This is a genomic window from Paraburkholderia sp., assembly GCF_047605525.1.
Taxonomy (GTDB): domain Bacteria; phylum Pseudomonadota; class Gammaproteobacteria; order Burkholderiales; family Burkholderiaceae; genus Paraburkholderia.
The window spans coordinates 111,709-124,494 of record NZ_JASGFN010000002.1; the positions used below are offsets into that span (position 1 = coordinate 111,709).

The following is a 12,786-nucleotide window of genomic DNA, read 5'->3' on the forward strand; positions in this document are numbered from 1 at the left end:
CAGTCACGGCGGCCGCGCTCGCGCTACGTTGGCCGTTTTTCGCCGACCATGTTGTGCGCCGGCACGACGTCTTCTTCACGCGCGCCGTTGAGCACCGCGTTCAGCACCACGGAAACGAAGCAGGCAAGCACCACGCCGCTATGCAGGAAGGGTTGCGTCCAGCCGGGCATGTGCTTGAAGACCTGTGGCGACATCACCGGAATCAGCGCGGTGGCGATCGTAAAGCCGACGATCAGCACGTTGTAGCGATTGCGCTCGAAGTCCACCTTCGCCAGCGTCTGCACGCCGGCGGCCACCACCACGCCGAACATCGCGATACCCGCGCCGCCGAGCGCCGCGGGCGGCGTCGAGGCCACCACCGCGCCGATCTTCGGCACCAGCGCCACCGCGCACATCAGCACGCCGCTGATCGCCACCACCCAGCGGCTGCGCACGCCGGTCAGGATGACGAGCCCGACGTTTTCCATGAACGCGATGAACGGAAACGCCGCGAACATGCCGGCAATCGCGCTCGCCAGACCGTTGGCGCGCATGCCGCGCACCACGTCCTCCTCGCTCACGTCCCTGGCGACGATGTCGCCGATCGCGACGAACAGGCCCATGGATTCGACCATCTGCACGACCATTACGACGATCATCGTCAGCACCGGGACCAGCGAAAACACCGGCGTGCCGAAGTGAAACGGCAACGGCAGCGTGAACCACGGCGCCTGCGCGACGCTCGAGAAGTTGCTCATGCCGAGCAGGCACGCGAGAATGGCGCCCGCAATCAGGCCGAGCAGCACCGACAGATTGCGCAGGAACGCATTGGCAAAGCGGTTGATCGCGATGATCACCAGGGCGACGAACAGCGTGACGCTCAGGAAGGGCAGCGCGCCGAACTGCTGTTGCGCGGCTTCGCCGCCCCCGACCCACAGATACGCGACGGGAAACAGTTGCAAGCCGATCACGACGACGATGCAGCCGGTCACCACTGGGGGAAAGAATCTTCGTAAGCGCCCGACGAACGGTGCGGCGAACATCGTGAACAGGCCCGCGCCGATCACCGCGCCACACACGCCGGCAAAGCCGACACCCGGACTCGTGCCGATCGCGATGACCGGCCCGACGCTGCTGAATGCCACGCCCTGCAGAATCGGCAGACGCACACCGAACTTCCAGATGCCGACCGTCTGCAGGATCGTCGAAATGCCTGAACAGAACAGCGCCGTGCTGATGAGCACGATGGTATCGGCCTGGGACATCTTCAGTGCCGACGCCACGATCAAAGGTACCGCAATCGCGCCGATGTAGGCTACCAGCATGTGCTGCAAGCCGAGCGCGATCATCTGGCGCTTCGGCAGAATCTGATCGACGGGGTGTATGGCAGTGTTCATCACGTGTCTCCTGAATATCGTTTTCGATCGGAGCGCGCCGCGCGGACCTTGCCGCGCGGCATTACTTCACGCGCCGACCGGATCCCCCGTCAGGCCGCAACCGGCGCGGCGAGACAGGCATGAAAGCGGTCGGTCAGCGCGGCGCGATCGAGATCGCGTCCGATGAATACGATGCGGCACGAGCGCGGCTCGTCGCCCCATACCTGGGCCGCGCGCAGTTCGATGACGTTGTGCACGCCTTGCAGCACATAACGATGCGACTGGCCGCGCACCGCGAGAATGCCCTTCATACGGAACAGGTTCGCGGCCTCCGAACCGCGCAGCTCGGCGAGCCACGTCTGTAGCGCGTCGAGATCGATATCCGCGTCGACTTCGATGCCGACCGACGACACGCTTTCGTCGTGCTGGTGGTCGTCGTGGTCATCGGCATGATGGGCGTGATGGGCATGATCGGCATGCTCATGTTCGTCATGCTCCCCATGCCCGTCATGATCCTCATGGCCGTGCGCGGGTTTTTCCTCATGCAGCCCGTCGCTCTCGACGAGAATCTGCGAGAACTCGTTGGCGCCGACGCCGAGAATCCTGTCGAGATCGATCTGCGCATAGCTCGATTCGACGATCTCCGCCGTCGCGTTGAGTCCGCGAATGCGCTGCGTGAGCGAAGCGACCTCGTCCGGTCCCACCAGGTCGACCTTGTTGATGACGATGCGATCCGCGCACACGATCTGGTCGACCGCCTGGTTATCGCTGCCGTCGAGTACCAGATCGTCCAGATGCGCGGCGATATGCTTTGCATCCACCATCGTGACGACGGCGTCGAGGCTGACCTGCTTCGCGATCGGATCGTCGAGAAAGAAAGTCTGCGCAACCGGATACGGATCCGCGAGCCCGCTGGTTTCAACGATGATGTGATCGAGCCGGTCCGGCCGTTCCACCAGCATGCGCACGATCCGCACCAGGTCCTCGCGCACCGCGCCGACGCAGCACACGCAGCCGTTCGTCATTTCGTAAATTTCCTCGGTCGATTCGAGCACGAGACCACCGTCGATGCCGATTTCGCCGAACTCGTTTTCGATCACTGCGATCTTGCGGCCGTGCTTCTCGCGCAGGATGTAGTTGAGCAGCGTCGTTTTGCCGGCGCCGAGAAAGCCGGTCAGTACCGTGACGGGGATTTTCTCGATGTCGTGGTGGGTGGTGTGAATGTGATTCATGGCTCGTCTCCGTGTCTTCGTTCGTACTGTGATTCGGCTATCAGGCGATATACGGTGCCGGTGCGTCGGCTTCCCGCCAGCGTTTGACGGTGCCCGTGTCGAGACCGAACAGATCGAGTACGCGGCCGAGCGTGTGATCGATCATCTGGTCGAGCGAGGACGGGCGTGCGTAAAACGCCGGCACGGGCGGGGCGACGATCGCGCCCATTTCGGTCACCGCGATCATGTTGCGCAGATGCGCGAGCGTGTACGGAGTCTCGCGCGCGAGCAGCACCAGCGGGCGGCGCTCTTTCAGCGTGACGTCGGCGGCGCGTGAAATCAGGCCCGACGACATGCCGCCGGCAATTTCGGCAAGCGTTTTCATCGAACAGGGCGCGACGATCATGCCCAGCGAGCGGAATGAGCCGCTGGAAATGGCCGCGGCCATGTCGTTGCAACGGTAGGTGACGCTCGCGAGCGCGCTGACCTCGGCGAAGCCATAGTCGGTTTCGTGTGTCATCGTGAGCAGCGCGCCGCGCGAGACGATCAGATGTGTTTCGATATCGAGTTGCCGCAGCAGTTGCAGCAGGCGCACGCCATACGTGAAGCCGGAAGCGCCGCTGATACCGACCACGAGTCGCCGCGCGCTCATCGCCGTGCTCCGGTGGCGCGGGCGAGAATGTCGACGGCCCGGTGCGACGCGCGTTCGCTGATGCGCGCGCGAATGCCGTCGAAATGCGCGCCGCGCGTCGCGTCGATACCCATGCGCGACGTCGTGCCCGCCGCTGACGATGAAGGATCGAGCGGACTGCCCGGCAGGCCGTCCACGATGAACACGTCCTCGCGCGGCTGAAAATGCGTGGCGATCGCCCACAGCACCTGGGAATCGTTGGTGATGTCGATGTCGCTGTCCACCGCCACGACGTTCTTCAGATACGGATCCCAGCCGAGCAGCGCGAGCATGATCTGGCGCGCTTCGCCGTCGCGGGTCTGATTCAACGCCACGTAGCAGTGAAAGTGCGTGCCGGAATTGGGGTAGTGCAACGCGGTCACCGCGGGAAAGCGCGCCTTCAGCTTCTCGCTCATCTCCGCTTCGCGCGGCAGGCGCGCGAGCGTCAGATGCTCCGCGTACGGGCCGCCGACCACGTCGACGAGCCATGCGTCGTTGCGGCGCATCATCGTGTCGACGCGCAGCACGTTATTGGTCGAGCGGTCCGACGAGTAGCCGGTGAATTCGCCGAACGGGCCTTCCTCGGCGACAGCGGCCGGATTGATCGAGCCTTCCAGCACGAACTCGGCGCAAGCGGGTACGCCGATGCCGTGGCGCGGCGTGCGCACCAGTTCCAGCGGCGCGCCGAACAGACCTCCGGCAATCGCGCGCTCGTCGGTGCCGTACGGCACGCGTGCGGCGGCGGCCAGCATGAAGAGCGGATGCGCGCCGATCACCATCGCGACTTTCAGTGTGTCGCCGCGCGCCCGCGCGGTTTGCAGCATGCGCCAGAGGTGGCCGCGCGAGTGCAGGCTTGTGGCGAGCGCATTCTTCGCATGCCGCATCGAGCGGTGATAGCTGAGGTTCGCCACGCCGGTGACCGGGTCTTCGGCGACGATCACCGCATTGGTGACGTACGGGCCGCGGTCGGTATCGAAGTGGCGGATCATCGGCAGTTGCGCGAGATCGACGGCGTCGCCTTCGATGACCTGGTCCAGCACCGGCCCGTGCGCGACGAACGTCGGCGCAATGGGCGCGTTGGCGCGTTGCTGATACGCTTCGAACAGGCCGCACGCGTCGACGTCGAACAGTCGTCCGATGCGTGCGCGTGAAGCGAAGAAATTGGTGACGAGCGGCGTCGCGATGCCGTCTACCTTTTCACAGATCAGCATGGGGTGCTGCCCGCGCGCGGCGAGTTCCGCGACGACCGCCGTGACGTCCTGGTCGGCGCAAAGCGGTTGCGCAAGCGTCAGCACGTCGTCGGGATAGCGCTCGCGATACGCATGCGCAAAGCCATGAAAATCCTGCGTCGCGCGCAAGAAGTGATCCGCCATGTTGAACTCCGTCGAAAGCGATAACGAAAGCGGGGCGCTACGTAAAACGATCGACGCAGGCGCGGCGCCCGCGCGCCTGCGTTCAGGCACCGGCCGGCGTTACGCCGGCTGCGTCGCGTCGTTCACATAAGTGGCCTTCAGGCGTTTCTCCGCTTCGGCGAGATCTTTCGGCGGCCGGGTCGGCTCGATTCCGACCAGACGGGCGATGTTGTTGCCCATATAGTCTTCGAGACCATCCTCGTCGAGGTTCATGCCCTGCGGCGCGGGACCGCACAGCATTTCGAGCTCGCGCAGCCACATGCCGGGCTCGTTCGGCGGCGAGTCCGTGCCGAACACGATCTTGTGGCGCGGCAGTTCGCGAGCGAATTCGACGATGCGGGACTGGTAGCACCAGCCCGACTCGCAATACACGTTCGGCGTATCCATCGCCATCCAGAAAGCCTCGAACGAATAGTTGCCGCCGGTCTGGATTCCAAAGTGACCGATGATGAAATTCACCATCGGGAACTCGCGGATGATCGGATAGAACTGCGTCGGGATCGTGTACGGACCGTCGCCCGTGTGAATCAGCACGACCACGCCGAGCTCCGCGCATTTCTTCATCGCCGGGCGCAACCAGTCGAGCGCGCGATCCGGCCGGTAGCCGTGCATGTTCGCGTGCAGCTTGAGCATCTTGAAGCCGTATTCCTTCACGTGGAATTCGAGCTCGGCCGCGCCGTTTTCGGGACCCCAGCGCGGGTTGTACGTGAAGTTGCCGATAAAGCGGTCCGGGTACTTCTGCGTCAACTCGGCGATATACGCCATGTAATCGCGAATGCCTTCACGGCCGCGGCGATTGCCGTCGCGATAGCCGGTATTGCCGGGCGGCGGCTGGATGAAGCCCATGTCGATGCGGCGCGGCTTGCCGTTGATGATGTACGGGCCGTCCATCATCTTCAGCAGGCGTTCGCCGGTGAACGGCTCGCCGGTATGGCGCCACGCTTCGTCGACGAGATTCGTGGGGTGCAGATGGGTATCGATGATCATCAGCGGGCTCCTGCGTAGTCGGCCGCGCCCGCGTGTCGCTGCGCGGCGCCGGCGTGGTGTTTCAGATAGGCTTGCGCTTCCTCGACGCTGCGCGGCGGTGCGCTCGGCTCGATGCCGATCATGCGCGCGAGGTTGTTGCCGAGATAATCCTCGAGCGTGTCTTCGTCGAGATTCAGGCCCTGCGGCGGCTCGTGGCACAACACTTCGAGCAGTCTGAGCCACATGCCCGGCTCGTTCGGCGGCGTGTCGGAACCATAGAGAATCTTGTGCGTGGGCAGCACCTTGGCGAATTCGACGATCCGCGATTGCAGGCACCAGCTCGATTCGCAATACACGTTGGGCGTATCGAGCGCCATCTGATACGGCTCGAAGCAATACACGCCGCCCGTCTGCACGCCGAAGTGCGCCATGATGAAATTCACCGACGGGAATTCGCGAATCAGCGGATACCACTCGCTCGGAATGCTGTACGGCCCGTCGCCGGTGTGCAGCTTCACCAGCAGGCCGAGGTCCGCGCATTTGCGCAATGCCGGGCGCAGCCAGTCGAGCGCGCGGTCGGGACGGTACGCGTGCATGTTGGCCTGCAACTGCACCATTTTGAAACCGTGCTCCTTCGCATAGAACTCGATTGCCTCGGCGCCGTTCTCCGGACCGCAACGCGGGTTGTACACGAAGCAGCCGAGCAGACGGTCCGGATACTTCTGAACCATTTCGACCGTGTAGGCCATGTAGTCGTCGATCGATTCGCGGCCGGAGCGCTCGCCGTCCGTCCACGTATAGATGGTGTTGCCTTGCGGCGGCTGGATGAAGGCCTTGTCGATGCGGCGAGGCTTGCCGTTGATGATGTAGGGGCCGTCCATCACCTCGATCAGACGCTCGCCGGAAAATGGCTCGCCGTCATGGCGCCACGCGAGGTCGACCAGGTTGGTCGGATAACAGCTGGTGTCGATGATCATGTACTCGATCTCCTTGAGAGGAACTGGTGTATCCAGTTGCCGGATCGCGGGCAGGCGCATCGATGGAACGCAGCCCATTGGGCTTGCCCATGCGGCCCTTTACAAGGCGCTGCGGTTTGCGCCTTCCCCTCGCCGGCATCGAGTGTCACACTGACGTGCACTGCTGCTTGCGATGCAGTCTCACAAGAGAAAAACCCTCTGTACAATATTTTTTAACCACGATCTTGATATCTTTGCGATATGGACATCCGGCTGTTGCGTTACTTCGCGGTAGTGGCCGACGAACTGCATTTCGGCCGGGCAGCCGCGCGGCTGCACATTTCCCAGCCGCCGCTGAGTCAGCAGATCCGCATTCTCGAAGAGGAGATGGGCACCGCGTTGTTCATGCGCTCGCAACATCGGGTCGAACTCACCGAGGCCGGGAAAACACTTAAGGAGCAGGTGCCGTTGATCTTCGCGCAGTTCGAGCGTGCGATCGATCTGACGCGCTGCGCGGGGCGCGGCGAAGTGGGGAGTCTCGAGATCGGCATCATCAGCTCGGCGATGGTCGAACCGATTCCGCGCGCGCTGCGGGTATTCGCCGAACAGCACCGGCAGGTGCGATGGACGCTGCACGAGATGACGCCGGCCGCGCAGATTCTCGCGTTGAAAGAGCGCCGCCTCGACGTGTGTTTCTTCCGTGTCTCGCATGAAGACCCGGAGATTCGCAGCGAAGTGGTGATGCGCGAGTCGGCGGTGGTGGCGTTGCCGTTGGAGCATCCGCTGGCGTCGCGTGGCGAGATTGCGTTGCGCGAGCTGGAGACCGAGCGCTTCGTGTCGTTCGGTTTGCAGCAGTCGCAACTGGCGCGCTTCTTACAGGATTGTTGCGTCGACGCAGGCTTTTCGCCGCGCATCGAACAGGAAGTGGTCGAGGTGCATACGCTGCTGTGCCTCGTGCGCGAGGGCCTGGGCGTGGCGTTGCTACCTTCTTCCGCGCGGCAATTGTCGACGGGCGGCGTCGCGTTCGTGCCGGTGGCCGCGCCGCGTCCCGAAGTTTCGCTGCACGCGCGCTATCGCGCCGAGCCGCCGTCGCCGGTGTTGTCGCTGTTTCTCGATACCTTGCGGGGCGTGGCTGCCGACATGAGTTAACGCGGGCCGGCCGTTCGCGCGACCAGATCGCGGATCGCGTCCACGAGCGGTGCCACGCGCGCGGCTTTTTCGCGCGGCCACACCGCGTAGAGGTTGTAGTGCGTCGGAATTTCCACCTGCGTGAGTTCGACCAGCGTGCCGTTGCGCCGCGCGTCGGCGGCGAGCAGGCCGCGCGCCAGACCCGCGCCCACGCCGACCGCGGCGGCGGCGATCAGGCCGGCCGCGTTGTCGAAAACCGCTACCGCGTCGGGCTCGACCTCGGGCAGGCCGGCCGCGGCGAGCCAGGGAATCCACGAACGCTTCGTATAGCCCAGCAACGGCAAAGCCAGTAGCTGTTCGGGCGTGAGCGGCACGCTGAGCCCGCGTGCCTGCAACAGCGACGGCGCGCCCACGGCAGTCAGACGATCGCCGCAAATCAGCATGTTTTCGAAGCCGTCCCATTCTCCATAGCCATAGCGCAGCGCGATATCCACGCGCTCGAACGCGCCACGGTCGTGGCGCGGCGTGGACAGCACCGTCAGCGATAGGCCGCTCAACGCGCCGAGCAACGCCGGCAGGCGCGCCACCAGCCAGCTCTGCGCGAGTTCGGGGTCGACATCGAGCGTGAGCGATTGCCTGACCGTGCGCTCCTTCACCGACGACAACGCGCGATCGATCTGCTCGAAGCCATCCGCCAGTTGATTCGCGAACAGCACGCCCGCATCGGTCAACGTCACGCGGCCGCCTTCACGCACGAAGAGCGGCTGGCCGACGAACTCTTCGAGCGTGCGGATCTGCTGGCTGATCGCGCTGTGCGTGAGCGACAGTTGTCGCGCCGCGCTCGAAAAGCTGCCAACGCGGGCGGCCTGCAGGAAGGCCTGCATCGACTGGATGGACGGATAGCGCTTCAACATGGGTGTTAGCCGGACTTACGGATGATGGAAGAAATCGTCGCTGGCGTTGTGCTCAACGGCTTTCAATAATGGCCGCAAGCACGCGGCCCGTGTTTCTCGCTCGTTGTTCTTCTTTGCTGCGCCGCGCTGCACGATGACATTCAGGAGACAGCGCATGATCGAGATCGTAGTCAATGACACGCGGCACTCGCTCGACAATGTACCGGAAGACATGCCCCTGTTGTGGGTGTTGCGCGACCGGCTCAAATTGACCGGCACGAAATTCGGTTGCGGTGGCGGTTTTTGCGGCGCCTGCACGGTGCACCTGGAAGGCGACGCGGTGCGCTCCTGTTTGCTGCCGATCGCCGCCGTGGCCGGCAAACGCATCACGACGATCGAAGGACTGTCGAAGGACGGCCGCCATCCGCTGCAACTCGCGTGGGTCGCCGAGGACGTGCCGCAGTGCGGCTACTGCCAGTCCGGCCAGTTGATGCAGGCGGCCGCGTTTCTGAAGGACAAGCCGGCCGTCGACGACGACAGCATCGCGGCGGCGCTGTCGGGAAACATCTGTCGGTGCGGCACGTACGCGCGGATTCGCAAGGCGATCCGGCGGGCGGCATCGGGCGATCCCGCGCTGGCCGCCGTGGACATGTCCGCCTGCGTGCCGGCCTGCCCGTCTCGCGTCATGAACGGGGAGGCCTGAATGCGCAACGACAGGGAAGCACTCACCAGCGCGCGCGGCGCGGCGCGCCGCCGCTTCGTCAAACAGGGAGCGGAGTTGCTGGCGTGGGGGCTCGCGATCGGCTTCCAGTTGCCCGAGGCCGGCGCCGCGAGCGCCAATGCAAGCGGCGACCCCAAACCCCAGCCCGGCGAATTCGAGCCGAATGCGTGGGTGCGCGTGCTGCCGGACGATACGATCAAGCTGGTCGTCCATAAACACGATTCGGGGACGGGCACGCGCACCGCGCTCGCCGCGGTGGTCGCGGAAGAACTGGACGTCGATCCGTTTCGTGTCGACGTGATCACGCCGGAAAATCCGTTTTACGGCGATTACATTCATCCGCTGTGGAAGGTGTTTTCGACGGGCGGCAGCACGAGCGTGTCGCTGGAATACGAGCGCTTGCGGCACGCGGGTGCGACAGCACGCGCGATGCTGATCGCCGCCGCCGCGAAACAGTGGAACGTGGCGCCGTCGACGTGCGCGACGGACAACGGCTGCGTGATCGACAAGGCAAGCGGCAGGCGTGCGAACTATGGCTCGCTCGCGCGGGTCGCCGCGCAATTGCCCGCGCCGAAAGACGTCGTGTTGAAAGAGCCGTCGCAATTCAAATACATCGGCAAATTGCAGAAAAAGCGCGGCGCCGCGCGGAAGGCGATGGGCACGTTTGCGTATGGCATCGACGTGTCGTTGCCGGGCATGCTGGTGGCGGTCGTCACGCGCGCGCCGGTGATCGACGCGCGCGTGCGCAGCGTGGATGCCAAAGCCGCGCTCGCCGTGCCGGGCGTGCGGCAGGTCCTGAACATTCCCGGCCGCCCCGACATTCTCGGCGGCAACCAGGCGGGCGTCGCCGTGCTGGCGGACGATTACTGGTCCGCGCATAAGGGGCAGGCGGCGTTGCGGGTGGAATGGGAAGACAGTCCGCTTGAAACGTTCGACAGCCGCACGCTCGCCGCGCAGCAGGCCGCATGGCTGGACGATCCGGTGGCGCACGTGGTGCCGACCATTCAGAGCGGCGATGCGAAGGCTGCGTGGCCGCCGGGCGCGCGCGTGATCGAGGCGGCGTATTCGATGCCTTACAAGGCGCAGAATCCGCTCGAGCCGATCAACGTCACCGCGTGGGCGAAGAACGGCGGCATCGAGTATTGGGGCGGTTTGCAGGTGCCGTCGACGGTGCAGGAGGCGGCCGAGGTGATCGGTGGCATTGCGCCGGATCGCGTGGTGTTGCACGAGTTCGTTTCAGGCGGCAGCTTCGGGGCGCGCGAGTCGAAGTACTGGCTGTTCGAAGTAACGTGGCTCGCGCTCAAAGTCGGCAAACCGGTCAAGCTGATGAACAGCCGTGAAGATGAAATGCGCGCGCTTTACTATCACTCGGCCAGTTATCACCGGGCGAAAGCGGCGCTCGATGCGCGCGGCAATCTGACGGCGCTGCAATTGCGGGCGGTGATGCCCGCGTCGCCGGAACAATGGGAGCCCGGCTATTTCGACCGGCCGGACCGGATGGATTACAGCACCACCGAAGCGATCAGCCAGTACGAGTTCGCGTATGGCGCGCCGCACGTGGATATCGGCTGGGTGCGTCACGAAACGGGTGTGCCGACGGGATGGTATCGCGCGGTGAGCTATATCCCGAATGTGTTCGCGGTGGAGTCTTTCATGGATGAGGCCGCGCACGCGGGACATCGCGATCCGGTCGAGTTTCGGCTCGCGCATATGAAGGATGCGCGGCATCGGGCTGTTTTGCGCGAGGCGGCGGCAAGGGCCGGGTGGGGGAAGACGTTGCCCGCTGGGACGGCGTTGGGTGTGGCGACGAATCAGGCGTATGGCAGCTATATCGCGGTGGTCGCGCGGGTGGCGCGCAAGGGCGATGGCGTCGTGATCGAAAAACTGACCTGCGTGGCGGATTGCGGGCTGGCGGTGTCGCCGGGCGGCGTCGAGGAACAGTTGTATGGCGGGCTGATGTGGGGCCTCGGGCACGCGACGGCGGACCGCATCGATATCCGGCATGGACGGGTCGAGCAGAAGAACTTCGATACGTACCGCGTGATGCGGATGAGCGACATGCCGGAGGTCGATATCCTGATCGTGCAGGGGGATCTGTCGAAGCCCGGCGGCGTGGGGGAGTTGTCGAGTCCTTCGGTGGCGCCGGCGGTGGGCAATGCGGTGTTCAGTCTGACCGGGAAACGGTGGCGGGAGACGCCGTTCGAGTTGGGCAAGGCAGGGGTGTGAACGGGCACCGTCGGAAGGTTTTCACTGACTACAACCGGTCTCACACCACCAATAAAAATGCCGTTCAGTTGCCTGACTGAACGGCATTCGTTCCGCTGTTCATCTATCCATTTACCCGAGCGCTTCGCCGCCCGCACATCACAACTTCGGCGCTCGCTCGCGGCCTCTAGTTTTCGAGCTGGGCAAACAGCCAGTCCTGGAAGCTACGCAGTTTCGGCAAGTCCGCGCGTGATTCCAGCAGGTTCAGCGTATAGCCGTGAACCTTGAGTCCGTCCATGCCCAGCGGTGCGACGAGGCGTCCTGTCTCCAGTTCGCGTTGTGCGAGCAGCAGGCTCTCCAGACAGACACCCAGGCCGTCCGCCGCGGCGCTCACCGACATGAACGAGCGGTCGAAACGCGGCCCACGCGTGATGTCGAGCCGCGTTTTGCGATTGAGCCGCATCCAGTCGCGCCAGCCGACGAGACAGCTCTCGCTGTGAATCAACGTGTGGTGCCGAAGATCGGCAGTGGTGCGGATCGGAAACTCGCCGTTCGCCAACTCGGGCGCGCATAGCGGCACGATGGTTTCCGGCGGCAGCTCCAGCACCATCGTGCCCACCGGCTGCAGCTTGCGCGCGCCGTAGCGGATATCGACGTCGACCGCGTCCGTCGTCAGGTCCGCCGGATCCGACGATGCGTTCAGGCGCACGTCGATGTCCGGATTGAGCGCCGAGAAGCGCGCGAGGCGCGGCATCAGCCATTGCGTGGCGAAGCTGGGCGTGGCGTGCACCGTCAGAATGTCGCTTTTCGCGACGCGCCCGATATGGCGGGTGGCCGCGTCGATGCGCGCGAACGCCGCCGCGATTTCTTCCGCGTATTGCCGTCCCGAATCCGTCAGTACGACCGCGCGATGCACACGGTGGAAGAGCTTCACGCTCAACTGTTCTTCGAGCAGCTTGACCTGATGGCTGATCGCCGACGGCGTCACGAACAGCTCGTCCGCAGCAAGCGCGAACGATGAGAGTCGGGCCGCGGCCTCGAAAGCCTGTATCGACTTGAGTGTGATTCGATGGTGCATCACAGCATTCGGATGAATTCAATTCAGCAATATGCCCACTTTAATTCGTTTGAGCGCGCGAACTCAAGGGCCTACGCTATTCACGACTCGCAACGGTACCGCTGCAACGAGGCAAACGAAGGGAAAGCGCGCCCTTCGGTCTTGCCGTAATCGATACCGGCCGGGCGCGACGCAATGTGCCTTGCCGTACA

12 protein-coding genes are annotated in these 12,786 nt (G+C 64.3%); 3 read left to right on the forward strand and 9 right to left on the reverse strand.

The features are described 5' to 3' along the window. Positions 1-23: 23 nt before the first annotated feature. The 6 genes from QM685_RS02865 to QM685_RS02890 all read right to left on the reverse strand — a co-directional run bounded on the left by QM685_RS02865 (position 24) and on the right by QM685_RS02890 (position 6,591). Positions 24-1,376 (reverse strand): nucleobase:cation symporter-2 family protein, encoded by a 1,353-nt coding sequence (locus QM685_RS02865; RefSeq protein WP_415112525.1) that lies wholly within the window; start codon positions 1,374-1,376, stop codon positions 24-26. Between the two features lie 89 nt (positions 1,377-1,465). Next, positions 1,466-2,587, reverse strand: coding sequence for a CobW family GTP-binding protein (locus tag QM685_RS02870; protein WP_415112527.1), 1,122 nt, complete (start codon positions 2,585-2,587; stop codon positions 1,466-1,468). A 40-nt stretch (positions 2,588-2,627) separates the two neighbouring features. After that, positions 2,628-3,218, reverse strand: coding sequence for a UbiX family flavin prenyltransferase (locus QM685_RS02875; RefSeq protein WP_415112529.1), 591 nt, complete (start codon positions 3,216-3,218; stop codon positions 2,628-2,630). Further along, positions 3,215-4,609 (reverse strand): UbiD family decarboxylase, encoded by a 1,395-nt coding sequence (locus QM685_RS02880; protein WP_415112531.1) that lies wholly within the window; start codon positions 4,607-4,609, stop codon positions 3,215-3,217. The genes QM685_RS02875 and QM685_RS02880 overlap by 4 nt, the downstream gene beginning before the upstream one ends. A 99-nt stretch (positions 4,610-4,708) precedes the next feature. Then, complete coding sequence (locus tag QM685_RS02885; protein ID WP_415112533.1) at positions 4,709-5,635, reverse strand: amidohydrolase family protein; 927 nt, start codon at positions 5,633-5,635, stop codon at positions 4,709-4,711. After that, positions 5,635-6,591: an amidohydrolase family protein gene (locus tag QM685_RS02890; RefSeq protein WP_415112535.1), complete on the reverse strand. Its 957-nt coding sequence runs from the start codon at positions 6,589-6,591 to the stop codon at positions 5,635-5,637. The genes QM685_RS02885 and QM685_RS02890 overlap by 1 nt, the downstream gene beginning before the upstream one ends. 240 nt (positions 6,592-6,831) lie before the next feature. Between QM685_RS02890 and QM685_RS02895 the strand changes: the two genes are divergently transcribed. Beyond that, positions 6,832-7,719: a LysR substrate-binding domain-containing protein gene (locus tag QM685_RS02895; protein ID WP_415112537.1), complete on the forward strand. Its 888-nt coding sequence runs from the start codon at positions 6,832-6,834 to the stop codon at positions 7,717-7,719. On the opposite strand, the gene QM685_RS02900 is transcribed toward QM685_RS02895, so the two are convergent. Next, positions 7,716-8,612 carry a LysR family transcriptional regulator gene (locus QM685_RS02900; protein WP_415112539.1) on the reverse strand — a complete coding sequence of 299 codons (897 nt, stop codon included), beginning with the start codon at positions 8,610-8,612 and terminating at the stop codon, positions 7,716-7,718. The genes QM685_RS02895 and QM685_RS02900 overlap by 4 nt on opposite strands. 15 nt (positions 8,613-8,627) lie before the next feature. Continuing rightward, positions 8,628-8,768, reverse strand: coding sequence for a hypothetical protein (locus QM685_RS02905; protein ID WP_415112541.1), 141 nt, complete (start codon positions 8,766-8,768; stop codon positions 8,628-8,630). On the opposite strand from QM685_RS02905, the gene QM685_RS02910 reads away from it, so the two are divergent. Both QM685_RS02910 and QM685_RS02915 read left to right on the forward strand, forming a co-directional pair. Beyond that, positions 8,767-9,294: a (2Fe-2S)-binding protein gene (locus QM685_RS02910; protein ID WP_415112543.1), complete on the forward strand. Its 528-nt coding sequence runs from the start codon at positions 8,767-8,769 to the stop codon at positions 9,292-9,294. The genes QM685_RS02905 and QM685_RS02910 overlap by 2 nt on opposite strands. Next, on the forward strand, positions 9,295-11,538 hold the full coding sequence (locus tag QM685_RS02915; protein WP_415112545.1) for a molybdopterin cofactor-binding domain-containing protein: 2,244 nt from the start codon (positions 9,295-9,297) through the stop codon (positions 11,536-11,538). 166 nt (positions 11,539-11,704) lie between these two features. On the opposite strand, the gene gcvA is transcribed toward QM685_RS02915, so the two are convergent. Then, positions 11,705-12,595, reverse strand: a complete 891-nt coding sequence (gcvA, locus tag QM685_RS02920; RefSeq protein WP_415112547.1) for a transcriptional regulator GcvA — start codon at positions 12,593-12,595, stop codon at positions 11,705-11,707. Positions 12,596-12,786 lie beyond the last annotated feature (191 nt).

Bases quoted from the DNA above. Each gene is read 5' to 3' on its own strand.
- QM685_RS02865 (WP_415112525.1), bottom strand. From the start codon at position 1,376: ATGAACACTGCCATACACCCCGTCGATCAGATTCTGCCGAAGCGCCAG.
- QM685_RS02870 (WP_415112527.1), bottom strand. From the start codon at position 2,587: ATGAATCACATTCACACCACCCACCACGACATCGAGAAAATCCCCGTC.
- QM685_RS02875 (WP_415112529.1), bottom strand. From the start codon at position 3,218: ATGAGCGCGCGGCGACTCGTGGTCGGTATCAGCGGCGCTTCCGGCTTC.
- QM685_RS02880 (WP_415112531.1), bottom strand. From the start codon at position 4,609: ATGGCGGATCACTTCTTGCGCGCGACGCAGGATTTTCATGGCTTTGCG.
- QM685_RS02885 (WP_415112533.1), bottom strand. From the start codon at position 5,635: ATGATCATCGATACCCATCTGCACCCCACGAATCTCGTCGACGAAGCG.
- QM685_RS02890 (WP_415112535.1), bottom strand. From the start codon at position 6,591: ATGATCATCGACACCAGCTGTTATCCGACCAACCTGGTCGACCTCGCG.
- QM685_RS02895 (WP_415112537.1), top strand. From the start codon at position 6,832: ATGGACATCCGGCTGTTGCGTTACTTCGCGGTAGTGGCCGACGAACTG.
- QM685_RS02900 (WP_415112539.1), bottom strand. From the start codon at position 8,612: ATGTTGAAGCGCTATCCGTCCATCCAGTCGATGCAGGCCTTCCTGCAG.
- QM685_RS02910 (WP_415112543.1), top strand. From the start codon at position 8,767: ATGATCGAGATCGTAGTCAATGACACGCGGCACTCGCTCGACAATGTA.
- QM685_RS02905 (WP_415112541.1), bottom strand. From the start codon at position 8,768: ATGCGCTGTCTCCTGAATGTCATCGTGCAGCGCGGCGCAGCAAAGAAG.
- QM685_RS02915 (WP_415112545.1), top strand. From the start codon at position 9,295: ATGCGCAACGACAGGGAAGCACTCACCAGCGCGCGCGGCGCGGCGCGC.
- gcvA (WP_415112547.1), bottom strand. From the start codon at position 12,595: ATGCACCATCGAATCACACTCAAGTCGATACAGGCTTTCGAGGCCGCG.